The 15060-nt window shown below is 74.6% G+C and carries 15 protein-coding genes; 8 read left to right on the forward strand and 7 right to left on the reverse strand.

Features of this window, described 5'->3' with window-relative positions:
- Positions 1 to 47: 47 nt before the first annotated feature.
- From Ae150APs1_RS23455 to Ae150APs1_RS23470, 4 genes are all read right to left on the reverse strand, one after another.
- A complete protein-coding gene (locus Ae150APs1_RS23455; RefSeq protein WP_075300356.1) occupies positions 48 to 491 on the reverse strand; it encodes a hypothetical protein in 444 nt (147 codons plus the stop codon).
- A gap of 1 nt (position 492) precedes the next feature.
- Positions 493 to 765, reverse strand: a complete 273-nt coding sequence (locus tag Ae150APs1_RS23460; protein ID WP_010242472.1) for a hypothetical protein — start codon at positions 763 to 765, stop codon at positions 493 to 495.
- A gap of 98 nt (positions 766 to 863) precedes the next feature.
- Positions 864 to 3476 carry a LuxR C-terminal-related transcriptional regulator gene (locus Ae150APs1_RS23465; protein ID WP_075300358.1) on the reverse strand — a complete coding sequence of 871 codons (2613 nt, stop codon included), beginning with the start codon at positions 3474 to 3476 and terminating at the stop codon, positions 864 to 866.
- A 286-nt stretch (positions 3477 to 3762) separates the two neighbouring features.
- Complete coding sequence (locus Ae150APs1_RS23470; RefSeq protein WP_082399206.1) at positions 3763 to 4347, reverse strand: potassium channel family protein; 585 nt, start codon at positions 4345 to 4347, stop codon at positions 3763 to 3765.
- Between the two features lie 225 nt (positions 4348 to 4572).
- Between Ae150APs1_RS23470 and Ae150APs1_RS23480 the strand changes: the two genes are divergently transcribed.
- The 8 genes from Ae150APs1_RS23480 to Ae150APs1_RS23515 all read left to right on the forward strand — a co-directional run bounded on the left by Ae150APs1_RS23480 (position 4573) and on the right by Ae150APs1_RS23515 (position 11375).
- Complete coding sequence (locus Ae150APs1_RS23480; protein WP_075302484.1) at positions 4573 to 5853, forward strand: AI-2E family transporter; 1281 nt, start codon at positions 4573 to 4575, stop codon at positions 5851 to 5853.
- Between the two features lie 228 nt (positions 5854 to 6081).
- Positions 6082 to 6417 (forward strand): DUF3040 domain-containing protein, encoded by a 336-nt coding sequence (locus Ae150APs1_RS23485; RefSeq protein ID WP_010242466.1) that lies wholly within the window; start codon positions 6082 to 6084, stop codon positions 6415 to 6417.
- Positions 6418 to 6434: 17 nt separating this feature from the next.
- Positions 6435 to 7961, forward strand: coding sequence for an MFS transporter (locus tag Ae150APs1_RS23490; RefSeq protein ID WP_075300361.1), 1527 nt, complete (start codon positions 6435 to 6437; stop codon positions 7959 to 7961).
- Between the two features lie 104 nt (positions 7962 to 8065).
- Positions 8066 to 8557: a DUF1269 domain-containing protein gene (locus Ae150APs1_RS23495; RefSeq protein WP_060574309.1), complete on the forward strand. Its 492-nt coding sequence runs from the start codon at positions 8066 to 8068 to the stop codon at positions 8555 to 8557.
- 6 nt (positions 8558 to 8563) lie between these two features.
- Positions 8564 to 8998, forward strand: coding sequence for a DUF1622 domain-containing protein (locus tag Ae150APs1_RS23500; RefSeq protein ID WP_212567253.1), 435 nt, complete (start codon positions 8564 to 8566; stop codon positions 8996 to 8998).
- A gap of 88 nt (positions 8999 to 9086) precedes the next feature.
- On the forward strand, positions 9087 to 9293 hold the full coding sequence (locus Ae150APs1_RS23505; RefSeq protein ID WP_010234446.1) for a hypothetical protein: 207 nt from the start codon (positions 9087 to 9089) through the stop codon (positions 9291 to 9293).
- A 106-nt stretch (positions 9294 to 9399) separates the two neighbouring features.
- Positions 9400 to 9903: an NUDIX domain-containing protein gene (locus Ae150APs1_RS23510; RefSeq protein ID WP_202796417.1), complete on the forward strand. Its 504-nt coding sequence runs from the start codon at positions 9400 to 9402 to the stop codon at positions 9901 to 9903.
- Positions 9904 to 9941: 38 nt separating this feature from the next.
- Positions 9942 to 11375, forward strand: coding sequence for a DUF2252 domain-containing protein (locus Ae150APs1_RS23515; protein WP_075300362.1), 1434 nt, complete (start codon positions 9942 to 9944; stop codon positions 11373 to 11375).
- 22 nt (positions 11376 to 11397) lie between these two features.
- Here Ae150APs1_RS23515 and Ae150APs1_RS23520 read toward each other — a convergent pair whose 3' ends face one another.
- The 3 genes from Ae150APs1_RS23520 to Ae150APs1_RS23530 form a co-directional block, all read right to left on the reverse strand.
- Complete coding sequence (locus tag Ae150APs1_RS23520) at positions 11398 to 12768, reverse strand: diacylglycerol kinase family protein (RefSeq protein WP_075302488.1); 1371 nt, start codon at positions 12766 to 12768, stop codon at positions 11398 to 11400.
- 61 nt (positions 12769 to 12829) lie between these two features.
- A complete protein-coding gene (locus Ae150APs1_RS23525) occupies positions 12830 to 14074 on the reverse strand; it encodes a DUF418 domain-containing protein (protein ID WP_075300363.1) in 1245 nt (414 codons plus the stop codon).
- Between the two features lie 94 nt (positions 14075 to 14168).
- On the reverse strand, positions 14169 to 14981 hold the full coding sequence (locus Ae150APs1_RS23530; RefSeq protein ID WP_010242339.1) for an IclR family transcriptional regulator C-terminal domain-containing protein: 813 nt from the start codon (positions 14979 to 14981) through the stop codon (positions 14169 to 14171).
- Positions 14982 to 15060 lie beyond the last annotated feature (79 nt).

The raw sequence follows: 15060 nt of genomic DNA on the forward strand, positions 1-15060 counted from the left end.
TCGGGGCCGGATCGGCTGGTGGGGCGGGCGTCCGTGACGCCCCTGCCTCACGTCGTGTCGGGCTCCCGGGTGTAGGTGCAGAGCGCCGCGATGACGAAGACGTCCAGCGTGATGATCAGCAGCGACCAGAGCGGGTACAGCGGGATGAACAGGAAGTTCGCGACCATGCTCAGGATCACGACCACGATCCCGACCACCCGGCCCCAGGTCTGGCCCGCGAGCACGGCGCAGCCGGCCAGCGCCACGACGACCCCGACGATCAGGTGCACCCAGCCCCACGTCGTCAGGTCGCAGGAGAAGACGTACTCGGGGCCGATCACGTAGACCTCGTTGCGGAACAGCCCCACGAGTCCCTGGATCGCGCCGAACACACCGGCGACGATCATGATGATCCCGGCGAAGAACGCGAGACCGGTCCTCCACCCCTCGCGATGGTGCGGCCGCGTGGTCGCCTCCCCGGCGGTGGTCGCGGCCTTCTCGGACAGAGACATGTCAAACCTCCCGGACAGCGGGCACGTCGTCCCGACGAGGGTCGTCGTCCGGCTCCGATTCCTCCTCACCCGGCAGGGGTGAGATGCGCTGCAACGAGAGCACCTCCAGGCCCAGGTCACTGCAGAGCTCCAACAGGGAGTGCAGGTCGGCCTGCTCGGGGAAGACCCCGAGCAACGTCGTGTGTGACGGCACGGTCCGCACCTCGAGCGCTCCGAACGCGCTCCGCGCCGGCCCGGACAGCCGCCCGTTCACACACACCTCGTACCGCGCCATCGCCGATGCTCCCGTCCGCGCGCGCCCCGGTCTGGACGGCCGAGGCTCGCCGCCCGCGGCCCCGCGAGTCATCGCCCGTGCCGGATGAGCACCGACCGTCAGCGGTGCCCGCTGTCGATCAGGCCGCGCTCGTGCGCCGCGACCACCGCGAGCCTGCGGTTGCTCACCCCGAGCTTCGCGTAGATCGACCGCACGTGGCTCTTGACCGTGTTCACCGAGACGGTGAGGTCCGCGGCGATGTCGTCGAGCGAGAGCAGGGAGGGCAGCAGCTCGAGGACCGTGATCTCCCGGTCGCTCAGCAACGCCTGCTGCGGCGTCCGGCCGAGACCCGCGTCGAGCGCGCGCCTCGCGATCTCGTTGTGGCTGCCGAAGCTGCCGAGCTGATGGACCAGCAGCTCGTGGACACCCGGTTCGGCGACGGCGAACGGGCGGATCGTGCCGAGCGGTCCGGCCCAGGCGAGCGCGGTCTGCAGTGCGTGCCGCGCGGCGAGCCGCTCGTCGGCCGCCATCGCGATCGAGGTCTCCAGGAGCCAGGCGTCCACCACGGTGGCGGGCAGCAGGACCGGGACCGACCCGTCGAGGACGGGCCGGACCAGGGCCCGCGCCCGCCCCCGGTGGCGGCCGGCCGACTCGGTCCAGGCGCGCATCGTCACGAGCTCGCCGCAGTCGCCGGTCCGTTGCGCCGCCCACGCGAGCGCGCTCTGCGCGGCGGCCGGGTGCCCGAGCAGGAGCGCCAGCCGGCACTCCAGCATCGCGAGCGCCGCGGCCTGCTCGGCCCCGATGCCGTGGGTGCCGAAGTCGGCACGGGCCCGCTGCAGCTCCGTCAGGCCCCGCGCGCGGTCCCCGAGGTCGAAGGCGGCGGCGCCGTGGACCGCCTGCAACGCGAACCGGACCGCGGGCGACGCCGAGCCCGCTCCCTCGGTGAGCCCCTCGGCGGCGATGCGCTCGGCGTCCGCGGTCTCGCAGGCCATGAGCTCGGCGTAGGACAGCAGCGCCCGGGCCGTCGTGGGCAGCGCCGTGCCGCCCCACCCGTGGTCGTCGGCGAGGATCAGGGCCTCCCGGCACACCGCCCGCGTCGTGGGCAGGTCGCCGTCGCCGGCCGCGACGACACCGAGCAGGGCCAGCGACACCGCCCGCAGGTGGTCGAAGCCGTGCCGGCGGCCGAGTGACAGTGCGGCGTCCAGCTCGGCGTGCGCCCCCTCGCGGTCGTCGCCCAGCAGGGCCCGGCCACGGCTGAGCCGGGCCAGCGCCGCCGTGCCGGGGTCACCGGGCAGCGGGTCGTCGGGCTGCGGGTGGCCGGGCTGTGGGTCGCCGGGTTGCGGGGCGCCGGCGGGGAGCGGGTCCGGGGCCGTGCCGGGCTCCCCGGCGCCGAACTGCTCGGCGACCGCGCGGAGGACGCCGAGCTCCACGGGGTCGTCGCCGTCGGGAGGGCTGCGCCGGGCCGCGTCCAGGTCGTCGCGGGCGGCGGGCAGGTCGCCGTCGGTGAGGTGCCCGAGTGCCGAGGCGAGCGAGAGCCGCGGGCCGCACGCGTCGGTGCCCGCGAACGAGAGCGCTCGGCGCAGCGGGCGGAGGTCCCCGCGGAGCAGCAGCGGCACGGCGAACCGGTGCAGCAGCTCGACGACGAGCGCGGGGTCACCGGTCAGGACGGCGTGCTCCAGGGCGGCGCCGGGGGCGTCCTGACCGGCCCACCAGCGCGCGGCCACCGCATGCAGGTCCGCGACCCGGCGCTCGCCCTGGCGCTCCAGGTCGGCGGCCAGATGGGTGCGCAGGAGCTCCTGGATCCGGTACACGGCGGGGTGTTGCCCGGCGGTGGAGAGCAGCGAGGTCCGGTGTTCGAGCCGGTCGAGCACGCTGCCGGCGTCGTCCAGGCCGGACAGCTCGGCGGCGAGCCCGGTCGGGACCGGGTTGCAGATGCTGATCACCCGTAGGAACTCGCGCACGTCGTCGGGCAGGCCGGAGAGGATCTCGCCGACGAGGTAGTCGCCCACCGAGCGGTCGTCCCCGGAGAACTGGGCCAGGAACGCCGTCCGGTCGGGGGCCTTCTCGAGGCCGAGCGCGGCGAGCCGCAGCCCCGCGACCCACCCGCCGGTCCGGGTGTGGAGCACCTCGACCTGGGACGGGGTCAGGTGCAGGCCCGACTGCTCCAGCAGGGCCGCCGCCTCGCGGCGGGTGAAGGCCAGGTCGTCGGCACGCAGCTCCCGGACCCGGCCGCCCAGACGCAGCCGGGGCAGCGACAGCGGTGGGTCGAACCGGCTCGCGAGGACGAGATGGACGTTCGGCGGCTTCACCCGGGTGAGGATCCGGACGCCGTGCACGGCGTCCGGGTCGACGAGCTCGTGGACGTCGTCGAGGACCAGGCGGAGCGGGCCCGGGAGGGCGGCCAGCGCTGCGGCGAGATCGGCGACGAGCTCGGGCAGGGCTCCCGGCCGCCATGCCCACGGGGCTCGCAGACGGCTGTCCGGGGGTACCGACGGGCAGCCCGCGATCGCCGCCACGACCGACGCCCACAGCCGGCTCGGCTTGTTGTCGTCCCGGTCGACGGTGACCCAGGCCGTGTCGACCGTCGGGTCGTCCCGTGCCCAGGCCGCGAGCAGCAACGTCTTGCCGTACCCGGCCGGGGCGGAGACCAGGGTGAGGTCGGCCGCGGCGCCCCGGTCGAGCTCGCGGTTCAGCGCGGCGCGCAGCACGGCCTCGGGAGGGACGTGCGGCACCGTGATCTTGACGGCCGGGACCGGTGCCGCAGGCTCGTGACGATCGGGTGGAGGTGTCAGGGCGATCTCCCGGCGGGGGTCGTCCGCCCCGGCGTCCGTGCGCCCGGGGCGCCGCGACGGGGCTGGTGGTGTGCGCTCCGTGAGGGGTCACCCCCTTCCGCGGCGAGGCCGCCGTGCGGTCACCGACCGGCCGCCCCGACGGCGGGCCTCGTACCGTGCTCCCGACCCGTGCGTGATCACATCGCCAATGTTGTTGACGGCCAACGGGCTCGCCCCGTCGCCGGGATCAGCCGGTACCGCGCGTGCCGGGCGGCGGATCGGCCGCCGGACCGCCGTCGGACGTGCGCGGTCCGTGGCCGTCCTCGGCCCGCTCGACGGCCCCCAGGAGGAGCCGGGCGACCAGCCCGACGACGATCAGCCCGAGGATCATCTGGGTCGTCACGAGGATCCGCGTGAGGCTCGTCGTCGGCACGATGTCGCCGAACCCGACGGTGGCGAAGACGGTCACCGTGAAGTAGAGCGCGTCGGTCCGGTCGAGCACCTGGTTGAAGCTGTCCGGACGTTCGTGGGCGACGATGCAGTAGGCGGAGGCGTAGAGCACCAGGAAGAGCGGGAAGCCCGTGGCGACGGCCTTCGCGGCGCGCAGCCGGGGGAAGTCCGACCGGCCGACCGCCCGCACCTGGGCGACGACCAGCCAGCCGTAGACGGCGAGGCCGCTCGCGAACATGGCCCCGGTCGCGAGGTTCAACGGGCGGTCGAGCGGGGCCAGGTAGTAGACGGCGACGAGCAGCACGATCGAGGCCGTGGAGCTCAGTATCGCGACCACCAGCGCCCGGCGGGCCGAGGGGCTGGACGTGCCACCACTCGTCATCGCCGTGGTCCCGTCGCCGCCCGGGCGTGCGGGCGCACCGGGCCACGTCCGCGGGGCCCTGAACCCCGGGACCTCCTGCCGCTTCGCACCGGCCCACCGAACCGCCGGTCCCGGCGGGCGGTCCTCACCCGCACCGGGCGATCCGCCGGGTGCGGTCGGGCCGGGCCGGACTCTCGCCCTCCACGGGTGATGGCGGCCGCCGCCGCCCGGCCTAGCTTCCGCGTCATGACGACTTCGGCAGCCGAGGCCCCGGCCGCTGCTCCGCCGGCCGGCGCCGCGTCGCAGGTCCCCCCGGAGACCGGCGGCGCGGTGGCTCAGCCGAGCATGCCGCGGGCGCTGGTCATCCTCCTCGGCCTCGCGGCGGCGACCATCGCCGCGGCGGGCATGCAGGCGGTCGCCTGGCTGATCGGCCCCGCCTTCATGGCGCTGATCATCGTCATCGCGGTCGCACCGGTGCAGGGCTTCCTGCGGCGGCACAACTGGCCCGGCTGGGCGACGACCCTCGTGGTGGTCCTGCTGGTCTACGCGATCCTCCTCGGGCTGGCCCTCGGGATCGTCTACTCGGTGGCCCGGCTGGCGACCGAGCTCCCCCAGTACGCCGGATCGGCCACCGCCCTCGTGAACCGGGCGACGGCGGGCCTGGCCGCGATGGGCATCGGTCCCGAGCAGCTGCAACAGGCCGCCGGTTCGCTGGACCTCGGCAAGCTGGCCGGCCTGCTCGGTGCCCTGCTGAGCAGCGTGGCCGGTCTGGCGACCAACTTCGTGTTCCTGCTCGCACTGCTGCTGTTCCTCGGGGTCGAGTCGAGCGGGGCCGGTGACCGCCTCGCCGCGATCGCCGCCGGCCGTCCCGCCACCAGCGCGGCCCTGGCCCGCTTCGCGTGGGGCACCCGGCAGTACCTGATCGTCACGACGGTCTTCGGGCTCATCGTCGCGGTGCTCGACTGGGTCGCGCTGCTGATGCTGGGCATCCCGCTGGCGGCGACCTGGGGCCTGCTGGCGTTCGTCACGAACTACATCCCGAACGTCGGCTTCGTCATCGGGGTGATCCCGCCGGCGCTGCTCGGGCTGCTGACCGGCGGTCCCGAGCTGATGATCATCGTGATCGTCGTCTTCTGCGCCATCAACTTCGTCGTCCAGTCGATCATCCAGCCGCGGTTCATCGGCGACGCCGTCGGGCTGTCGGTGACGGTGACGTTCGTGGCCCTGGTGTTCTGGGCCTGGTTGCTCGGACCGCTCGGGGCGATCCTCGCGGTCCCGCTGACGCTGCTGGCCAAGGCCATGCTCGTGGACATCGATCCGAGCGCCCGCTGGGCCGACGCCCTGCTCCGGTCGAAGCCGAAGGGCGAACCGGACACGCCGCCCGGCGAGCCCCCCGAGGAGGAGTACCACGGCCGGCTGCACCGCCTGCGACGGCGGCGGAAGGCGACCGACCCGGACACCGACGGTGCGGCCGTCCTCCGGGCGGGCGACACCGGGAACGGCCCGGTACCCCCGGTCCCGGGCTGAGCCCGCGGCGCCGAACCATCCCCGACGGATGAGGCACGGACCCCGTCCAGGTCGGGAGCATCCCCACGGTCCGGCACCCCTGCGACGCCGTCCCCGCCGCCGCGAGCGGCGCGTGACGGCGGCGCAGCTCGGAGAGGAGACCGACATGACCGACACCGGGCGTACGCCGGCCGGGGCCGGCCGTCGCGGCCTCGGCGCAAGCACCTGACGGATGCTGCGGGAGCGGTCGTGAGCACCAGTACCCCGAACACCCCGCCGGGCGGCGCGCGCCCGCCCGAGCCCCGGCCCCTGAGCTGGAGCGAGCGGCGCCGCCTGCGCGCGATCGAGGCGTCCCTGGTCGACGCCGACCCGGCCCTGGCGTACTTGTTCGCCGAGGACCCGCGGGTCGGCCGCCGGCGGCTGCTCAAGCGGATCTGCTGGTGGTCGGTGGCGTGCGGGTTCCTCCTGATCGTCCTCGGTTCCTCCCTGTCCGCGGCCGTGCTGGTGATGCCGGGGCTGCTGGCGACGTTCGTCGTCCCCCCGATCGCCTGGTGGCTCGCCGAGATGCAGCCCGACGACCCCTGACGGCAGGAAGGACCCCGATGACGAAGGACGACGCCGGGCAGGAGGCCCGCGCCGGCGACGACACCGGCAGCACCGGTGTCCGCCCGGGGTGGGGGGTGATGACCGCCGCGTGCGTGTCGACGCTGGTGGTCAACGCGAACACCTCGGCGGTGAGCATCCTGCTGCCCTCGATCAGCGCCGACCTCCAGGTCTCGGTGGACGTCCTGCAGTGGGCGGTCACCGGTTACCTGCTCGTCGGTGCCGCGGTGATCGTCACCTCGGGCGCGATGGGTGACGTCTTCGGCCGCCGGCGGATCTTCGTGGCCGGGCTGCTGCTATTCGTGGTCTCCTGCGCGCTGATCGCGCTCGCCCAGAGCGGCTGGATGGTGGTGGCCGGGCGGCTGATCCAGGGCGCCGCGGGGGCCACGATCCTGGCCTGTGGGCTCAGCCTGCTCTCGGTGGCGTCGTCCGGGCCGGCCCAGATGCGCGCGGTCACCATGTGGGGCGCCGCCGCGGCGGCGGGCGCCGCGGGCGGTCCCGTGGTCGGCGGCGTCCTCAACGAGCTGACCGGCTGGCAGGGGCTGTTCTGGATCGCCGCCGTGATCGCCGCCGTCTGCGTCCCGCTCACGTTCCGCACGGTCGCCGAGTCCCGGGACCCGAAGCGGTCGCCCTCGATCGACCTCGCGGGCACGGCACTGATCGCCTGCGTGCTCGTCCCCTTCGTGTTCGCCATGACCGAGGGGCCGACGTGGGGGTGGCTGTCGGTCCCCACCGTGACCTGCCTCGTCCTGACCGTCGTGGCCTCGTTCGGCTTCGTCGCCGTCGAACGGCGGGTCGCGTCGCCGCTCGTCGACCTGCGGCTGCTGGGCAACGTGCAGCTCGTGGCGTCGACCTGGGTGATCTTCGTGGGGGCCGGTGCGATCGCCGCGCTCAGCTTCATGCTCAGCCTGTACCTGCAGAACCCGGCCACGCTCGGCCTGTCGAGCCTGCTCGCGGGCCTCGCCATGCTGCCGCTGGCCGCGGTCGTGATCATCCTGGCGCCCGCGGTCACCCCGCTGGCGCACCGGTTCGGCACCCGTGCCGCCGTGCTCGGCGGCTTCGTGATCCTCACCGCCGGGTTCGCCCTGCTGGCGCTGGTCACCCCGTCCTGGAGCTACAGCACGTTCCTGGTCCCGCTGCTGTGCGTGGCCGCCGGGCTCTCCCTGACGAACGGCCCCGCGTCGTCGGTCGCGACCTCCTGCGTCACACCGGACCAGGTCGGGCAGGCGTCGGGGATCTCCAACATGGCCCGCTACGTCGGCGGCGCGGTCATGACGGCCGTCGGTGCCGGCGTCTACGGGAACGTGATCTCGACCCGTACGGCGGACGGCGACGCGCAGGGCGACGCGCTCGCCGCCGGGTTCTCGGCCGGGTCCGTCGTGCTCGCGATCTTCTCGGCGGTCAGCATCGTGCTCGCCGTGTTCGCCTCCCGGCGCCCCGGCCGGCCGCGTGCCATCGACTACGCCGCGGCCGCCGCGTCGACGTCGCACACCCTGCCCGTGTCGGAGAGCGGCGTCGCGCGCTGACGCCCGCCGGCGGCGGGATCCCCCACCGAGGGTGATGTCCCGGGGCCCGCCGGTCCGAAGAGTCGAGGGGGTACGACGACCGGTTCATCGGACGGAGGCAGGGCATGGCGACCTTGACGGTGTGGAAGTTCGACACGGCGAGCGGGGCGGACGACGCGCTCCACCTGCTGCAACGCATGCAGAAGGAGGAGCTCCTCCGGATCGACGACGCCGCCTGCGTGTACTGGACGGAGGGCCGGAAGAAGCCGAAGACCGAGCAGCTGCACAACCTGACCGGGGGCGGGGCCCTCGGCGGCGGCTTCTGGGGCCTGCTGTTCGGGTTGATCTTCTTCGTCCCGCTCCTGGGGCTGGCGATCGGCGCGACGATGGGTGCGCTCACGGGCTCGCTCTCCGACGTCGGGATCGACGACGAGTTCATCAAGAAGGTGCGGGACAACGTCACCCCGGGGACGTCGGCGCTGTTCGTGATGACCTCGAACGTCGTCGAGGACAAGGTGCTCGACCAGTTCCGCGACACCGGAGCGACGCTCCTGTCGACCAACCTGTCCGACGAGCAGGAGTCCAAGCTGCGTGCGGCGTTCGCCGAGGAGGAGTAGCGGGGCGTGACCGTCGCCGAGGGGATGGAGCACGTCGCCACGGCGTTCGAGGTGATCGGCGCGGCCGTGCTCGTGCTGGGCCTGGTGCTCGCGGGCGTGCTCGCCGTCCGGGTCTGGCAGCGCACGAGGAGCGGCCGCGCCGGTTACCGCACCCTGCGCGAGACGTTCGGCGGGGTGCTGCTGCTCGGTCTCGAGATCCTGGTGGCCGCCGACCTCGTGCGGACCGTCGCGGTCGAGTCGACGCTGCAGAGCGTGGCGGTGCTCGGGCTCATCGTGCTGATCCGGACGTTCCTGAGCTTCTCGCTCGAGATCGAGATCGAGGGGATCCCGCCGTGGCGGCGGGCGCTCGTCGGCGGCGGACGGCAGCTGTCCGCGGCGGTGTCGCGGGCCGGCGCCACCGCGTCCGGCCCGGCAGGCACCGGTGGTGACGGCCGCGCGTGACCCGGGGCCCACCCCCCCGCGGGCGGTGTCCGGCCGGCCTGCCCGGCCGGACACTGCTCACCCGCCCCGAGGCGGAGGGAGGCCCGGGATGACGCCGACGGTCTACCGGTTCCGGATCGACGGGCACCTGTCCGAGCAGGCTGCCGAGGAGTTCTGCGACATGCGGATCGAGGAGGCCCGGGCGAGCACCGTCCTCGAGGGCACCGTGGTCGACGAGTCGCACCTGCACGGGATCATCGCCTCGATGCGGGTGCTCGGGCTGACCGTCGTCTCGGTCCGGCCGGTCGTGCGGTGACCGCCGCGCGCCGGCACCGGCCCGCGTTCATCCGCTCCGGACGAGGTGGGCCCCAGCGGGGCCGCCGATGCTCGCGCTCCGGAACCGGCGGTGCGAGGAGGGTGCTGTGAGCGGATCGCCGACGGGCCACGTCGTCGGGGCCCGGCAGGTGTTCGACCACGACCCGGCTGCACCGCTCGCGACGGTCGTCGTCCCGTCGGTGTTCGTCGCGGCCCGTGGGCCGGACCGGACGCTGCTGCTCGTGCGCCGGTGCGACAGCGGCGGCTGGGAGCTGCCGGGCGGCCGGGTCGACGTGGGCGAGTGCGCCGTGGCTGCGGCCGTACGCGAGACCGCCGAGGAGTCCGGCGTGCTCGTCGCGATCACCGGGATCGTCGGTGTCTACACCGATCCGGGGCTCGTCGTCCGGGCCGTCGACGGCGAGGTCCGTCAGCCGTTCAGCCTGGTCCTGCGGGCGGAGCCGGTCGGCGGAACCCTCTGCGCGGACCGGGAGGAGACCAGCCTCGCCGCGTGGCTCACCCCGGCCGAGATCGACCGGCTGCCGCTGGAACCGGGGGCCCGGCACCGGATCGACCACGCCCTGGCCGACGGCCCCGTCCCGTATCTGCACTGACCCTTCCCGGCACGTCCGTCACGTCACCTGGAGCCACGATGACCGCCACCCCGGTCCAGCCGGTCGACACCGCACCGGCGCCCGCCGGAACCTCCGTGGAGGAGCGCGAGGCGCGCGGCCGGACGGCGCGCCGGGACACGCCCCGCGGCGCGCACGCCGACTTCCGGCCGGACCCCGCGCGCCCCGGCCCGCTCCCGCTGCTCACCGCCCAGGACGCCGGACGCGTCCCCGAGCTCCTCCCGATCCGGTACGGCCGGATGGCCGCCACACCGTTCACGTTCTACCGCGGGGCGGCCGCCGTGATGGCCCGCGACCTCGCCGGTACCCCGGTCTCCGGCATCACCGCGCAGATCTCCGGGGACGCGTACCTGTCCAACTTTGGCTTCTTCGCCTCGCCCGAGCGGCGTCTGGTGTTCGACCTCAACGACTTCGACGAGACCCTGCGCGGCCCGTGGGAGTGGGACGTGAAACGGCTCGCCGCGAGCCTGGAGATCGCCGGGCGGGACCGCGGGTTCCGGCGCGGGGACCGGCGGGACATCGTCGAGACCGCGGCACGGTCCTACCGGCACGCGATGCGCCGGTTCGCCTCGATGACCACCCTCGACGTCTGGTACGCGCGGGCCGACGTCGAGGAGATCCGCGGCCGCTACGAGCGCGAACTGGGCAAGGGGCGCAAGCGGGTGGACCGCGGCCTGGCCAAGGCGCGCACCCGGGACAACCTCGGAGCGCTCGGCCGGTTCACCACCGACGTCGGCGGGCGGCTCCGGCTGGCGGCGGCCGAGCCCCTCGTCGTCCCGCTCCGTGATCTCTTCCCGGAGGAGACGACCCGGCTCGGCCAGGAGGACGTGATGCGCGGCCTGCTCCGTGACTACCGGGCCACGCTCCCCACCGAGCGCCGCGTGCTGCTCGACAGCTACCGGCTGGTCGACATCGCCCGGAAGGTGGTCGGTGTCGGGAGCGTCGGTACCCGCTCGTGGATGTTCCTGCTGCTCGGCCGCGACGACCAGGATCCGCTGTTCCTGCAGGCCAAGGAGGCGGGCCGGTCCGTGCTCGAGGACTACCTGGGGCCGGCACCGCAGTCGTCGCCCGCCCGGCGGGTGACCGAGGGCCAGCGGCTGATGCAGGCCGTCGGCGACATCTTCCTCGGCTGGCAGCGGCAGGTCGGCATCGACGGCCGGACGCGCGACTTCTACCTCCGCCAGCTGCGCGACTGGAAGGCCTCCGCCGAGGTCGAGGCGATGATCCCGCGCGGGATGGAGGTGTACGCCGAGCTGTGCGGCTGGACGCTGGCGCGCGCGCACGCCCGGTCGGGGGACCGTGTCGCCATCGGCGCCTACCTCGGCTCGGGGCCGTCGTTCGACCGGGCCGTCGCCGGGTTCGCGACGGCCTACGCCGACCTCAACGAGCGCGACCACCAGGAGCTGCTCGACGCGATCGGGGACGGCCGGATCGACGCCGAACCCGGGGTGTGACCGCGGGTGCCGGCACCGCCCGTCAGCGCGCCGGCCGTCCTCCGGCCACGCGGAGCAGGGCGGTCAGGCCGCTGCGCACCCCCGCGGGGGCGAAGGCCGCGGGGGCGGCGCCGGGGGTGCCCTCCGGCACCCGCACGCGCAGCACCCCGGGGAGCGACCGGAACCGCAGGGGCGGGGCCATCCGCAACGCCTCCCCGTCGAGGGCCACGTCGAGCACCGGCTCGGCCGAGTCGACCTCGAACTCGGGGGTCGTCCACTCCCGGTAGCCGTGGAAGCGCCCGACCTGCCCGCCCGCCTCGGCGGTGAGCAGCGCGGGCAGGTCACGGGCCCGTTCGACCGTCACGGTGACGACGCCGAGCACCCCCGCGTCGATGCACTCGCGGGTGCCGAACCCGTTGAGGGTGCTCAACCGGTAGGCGCCGTTCGACACGAGCAGCACGTCGGCGGAGTGCACCGGTGCCCCGTCGGCGTCGCTGAAGCGCAGGTCGGACCGGCGGGCACCCGGGCCCAGCATCTGCGGCAGGACGGTCGCCGTGGTCGCGAGCTTCGCGTCGCGGTAGTCGTCGGACTGGACGACGGTCGCGTACACGCCGAGCGAGGCGTTGTTCACGAACACGCGCTCGCCGAGCAGGGCCAGATCGACCCGCCGCTCGACGGCCGGGCCGAACGCGTCCAGCGCGGCCGGGACGTCGTCGCGGTCCAGGCCCAGGTCGAGGGCGAAGTGGTTGCGGGTCCCGGCGGGGACGCAGACGAAGGCGACGTCGTGCCGGCGGGCGACGTCCGCGACCAGCGCCTGCGAGCCGTCGCCCCCGGCCATCCCGATCACGTCGGCGCCGCCGGACACCGCCTCCTCGGCGAGCGCACGCAGGTCGTCGCCCCGCTGGAGGACCACCGGGGTGACACCGCGGTCGCGGGCGGCCGTCACCAGGTCGTCACGCTCGACCTTCCCGCCGCCCGACCGCGGGTTCATGATCAGCACCCCGGAGCGGGCCGGTCCCACCGGCCGTGACGTCGCGGGCGTGCGGGCGAGGTCGTGGCCGATCGCCACCCGGCCCGCCGCCGTGGCCAGCAGGACCAGCACGACGACCGAGACCAGCCGCAGCACCGAGCCGGTGAGGAGCAGGACCCAGACGGTCCCCGCCAGCGCCGCCACGGCGACCGCGGCGGCGAGCACCCGGCGGGTGCCGCGGTTGACCAGGGCCGTCCACCCGGCGACCACCGTGACGACGACGAGGACCAGCCCCAGCACCATCGCGAGCGGGTCCCTCAGCAGCGACAGCATCACGATCGCCGCCACGAGCAGGGCGACGAGCGCGCCCGCCGCGGCCAGCCGGCGCCCGGCCGACGGCGGGTCGAGGGGCGCGGACGCGGCGCCGGGCGGTCCGTCCGGCATGGTGATCACGCCCCTCGGGTGACGACGCGTCCGACCCTGGCCGCGTCGCCGCCCGGCGGCATCACCCTCTCCGGATGACTCCCCGGCGGTAGGTGAGCCGTCGCAGCAGGGTCTCGGCCGGGCCACGGATCCCGGCGCGGTCGAGCGCGTAGGCCAGTACGACGGTCAGCAGCCACGTCCCGATCCCGACGAGCAGCGCCGACCAGCTCGTGAGATGGGCACCGAGCGCGAGTCCGGACGCCGCGAGCAGCGGGGTCCACACCATCGACTGCGCGATGTAGCCGCTCATCGAGCGGCGGCCGAGGGCGACCAGGGCGCGGACGGGCAGCGGCGGCGTCGTCCCACGGGCCGTGATCCGGTGCGCGACCAGGCCGAACAGTGCCGCGTAGCCGACCCCGGCGAAGAAGCCGGTGTAGACGTGCAGGTCGGTGAGGGCGGCCCCGCCGGGCAGCGTGAGCACGCCGAGGTGGACCAGCGCCTGCGCGAGGCCGGCGCCCCAGCCGACCGCGATCCCGAGGACAGCGGTGCGCCGCAGCAGCGGCAGGTGCCGCGCGGGTTCCTCGAGCACCCGGTGCCGCGATGCGAGCAGGCCGACGAGGAACGCGGCGGGCAGGGTGACGGTGACGAACCCCGACAGCAGGCCGGGGAACCACATGACGAGGCGGAGCGGGATCGACAGGAGGTAGCTCTCCTGGGCGATCGCCATCCGCTGCACCTCCATCGCGGCCGGGGCGGCGGGCGCGCCGAGCGCGGTCATCGTGAGGGCCCAGGCCCCGCCGACGCCGAGCAGCACCCCGATCCAGATCTTCAGGACGCGGTCGCTGCGGTTCAGGAAGAGCGGCACCAGGACGAGGCCGAGCAGCCCGTAGGTGCCGAGGATGTCGCCCTGCCACAGCAGCGCGGCGTGCACCAGACCGAAGCCGAGCAGCCACAGGTGCCGGGTGCACAGGAGCCGGCGGGCGTCGCGCACCGAGGTGCCGCCGCCGGTCTGGCGCGCATACATCTGGCCGATGCCGTAGGCGAACAGCAGCGCGAACAGCGGGTACGCCCGGGCGTCGACGGTGACGATCGTGACCGCCTGTGCGATCCGGTCGGCGACGCCGCCGCCTGCCGGGTGCAGCAGCGTGGCGCCGATGTCGGTCGTGTAGAGGAACCACGGTACGTGCGCCAGCCCGATGAGCAGCAGCATCAGGCCGCGGGCGAGGTCCGGGGCGAGTGCACGGCGCGACACGGGGGTCGGGAGCGCCGGCGAGGTGTCGTCGGGACCGGGGGCCGGTCGCAGCGGTGCGGTCGCATCGGTGGGCACGGGAGGCTCCCTCTCGGTGGCGGAGTGCCTCCATCAGAGACCGTGCCGTCGGGGCACACTCAAGTCCCGGTCCGGGCGGGGCCGGCGGGGAGCGTCAGAAGAAGCCCTCGCGCCGTTCCCGGGCCTGCGCCCCGCGGGGCTGCCCGAGCTCCACGCTGAGCCGGGACGCGGCCGCGAGCAGCGGTTCCAGCACCGTGGCGCGGAGCTGCTCCGCCGTCGTCCGGGCCACCGACGTCGACGACGCCATGGCCGCGACCACGGACCCGGTGTGGTCCCGGACCGGGACGGCGACGGAGATCAGCTCGGGGTCGAGCTCGCCGTCGACGATCGACCAGCCCTGGGCCTGGACCTCGCGGAGCACGCCGCGGAGGGACTTGGGGTCGGTCACCGTCCGTGCGGTGTGCGCGGGGAGCCCCGCCGCGAGGACGCCGGCGACGGTCTCCTCCTCGGCCCACGCGAGCAGCACCCGGCCCATCGAGGTCGCGGCCGCGGGCACCCGGGTGCCGGGGGAGACGTCGATGCTCATGATGCGCCGCACGGCGACCCGGGCGACGTACACCGCGTCGGTGCCGTCGAGCACGGCCAGCGACGCCGACTCTCCCGTCTCCTCGGACAGCCGGGACAGGTGCGGCCGGGCCAGCTCGACGATCGAGTTGGTCGCGGTGAAGTGCTGCCCGATCGACAGCACCCGCGGTGTGAGCCGCCACCGGTTGCCGACGGGCCGGACGTAGCCGAGGTGCTCGAGCGTCAGGAGGATGCGCCGCACGGCCGGCCGGGACAGCCCGGTGGCCTCGGCGAGGTCGGTGCCGGTCGGACGGGGCCGGTCGGCGTCGAACGCCAGCAGCACCGCGAACCCGCGCTCGATGCTCTGGATGTGGTCACGGTCGTCGGCCGGCCTGTCGCTCATTCAGTCGCAGATCCTCTCAGTGCAGCGGGACCCGGTCCCTCGCATCCTGCCCGCGTCCATTGACCGGTGACCCCGGCCA

Source organism: Pseudonocardia sp. Ae150A_Ps1 (assembly GCF_001932315.1).
Classification (GTDB): Bacteria; Actinomycetota; Actinomycetes; order Mycobacteriales; family Pseudonocardiaceae; genus Pseudonocardia.

Excerpts from the sequence above, each read along its gene's own strand:
- Ae150APs1_RS23455 (WP_075300356.1), bottom strand. The coding sequence starts at position 491 with ATGTCTCTGTCCGAGAAGGCCGCGACCACCGCCGGGGAGGCGACCACG.
- Ae150APs1_RS23460 (WP_010242472.1), bottom strand. The coding sequence starts at position 765 with ATGGCGCGGTACGAGGTGTGTGTGAACGGGCGGCTGTCCGGGCCGGCG.
- Ae150APs1_RS23470 (WP_082399206.1), bottom strand. The coding sequence starts at position 4,347 with ATGACGAGTGGTGGCACGTCCAGCCCCTCGGCCCGCCGGGCGCTGGTG.
- Ae150APs1_RS23480 (WP_075302484.1), top strand. The coding sequence starts at position 4,573 with ATGACGACTTCGGCAGCCGAGGCCCCGGCCGCTGCTCCGCCGGCCGGC.
- Ae150APs1_RS23490 (WP_075300361.1), top strand. The coding sequence starts at position 6,435 with ATGACGAAGGACGACGCCGGGCAGGAGGCCCGCGCCGGCGACGACACC.
- Ae150APs1_RS23495 (WP_060574309.1), top strand. The coding sequence starts at position 8,066 with ATGGCGACCTTGACGGTGTGGAAGTTCGACACGGCGAGCGGGGCGGAC.
- Ae150APs1_RS23505 (WP_010234446.1), top strand. The coding sequence starts at position 9,087 with ATGACGCCGACGGTCTACCGGTTCCGGATCGACGGGCACCTGTCCGAG.
- Ae150APs1_RS23515 (WP_075300362.1), top strand. The coding sequence starts at position 9,942 with ATGACCGCCACCCCGGTCCAGCCGGTCGACACCGCACCGGCGCCCGCC.
- Ae150APs1_RS23520 (WP_075302488.1), bottom strand. The coding sequence starts at position 12,768 with ATGCCGGACGGACCGCCCGGCGCCGCGTCCGCGCCCCTCGACCCGCCG.
- Ae150APs1_RS23530 (WP_010242339.1), bottom strand. The coding sequence starts at position 14,981 with ATGAGCGACAGGCCGGCCGACGACCGTGACCACATCCAGAGCATCGAG.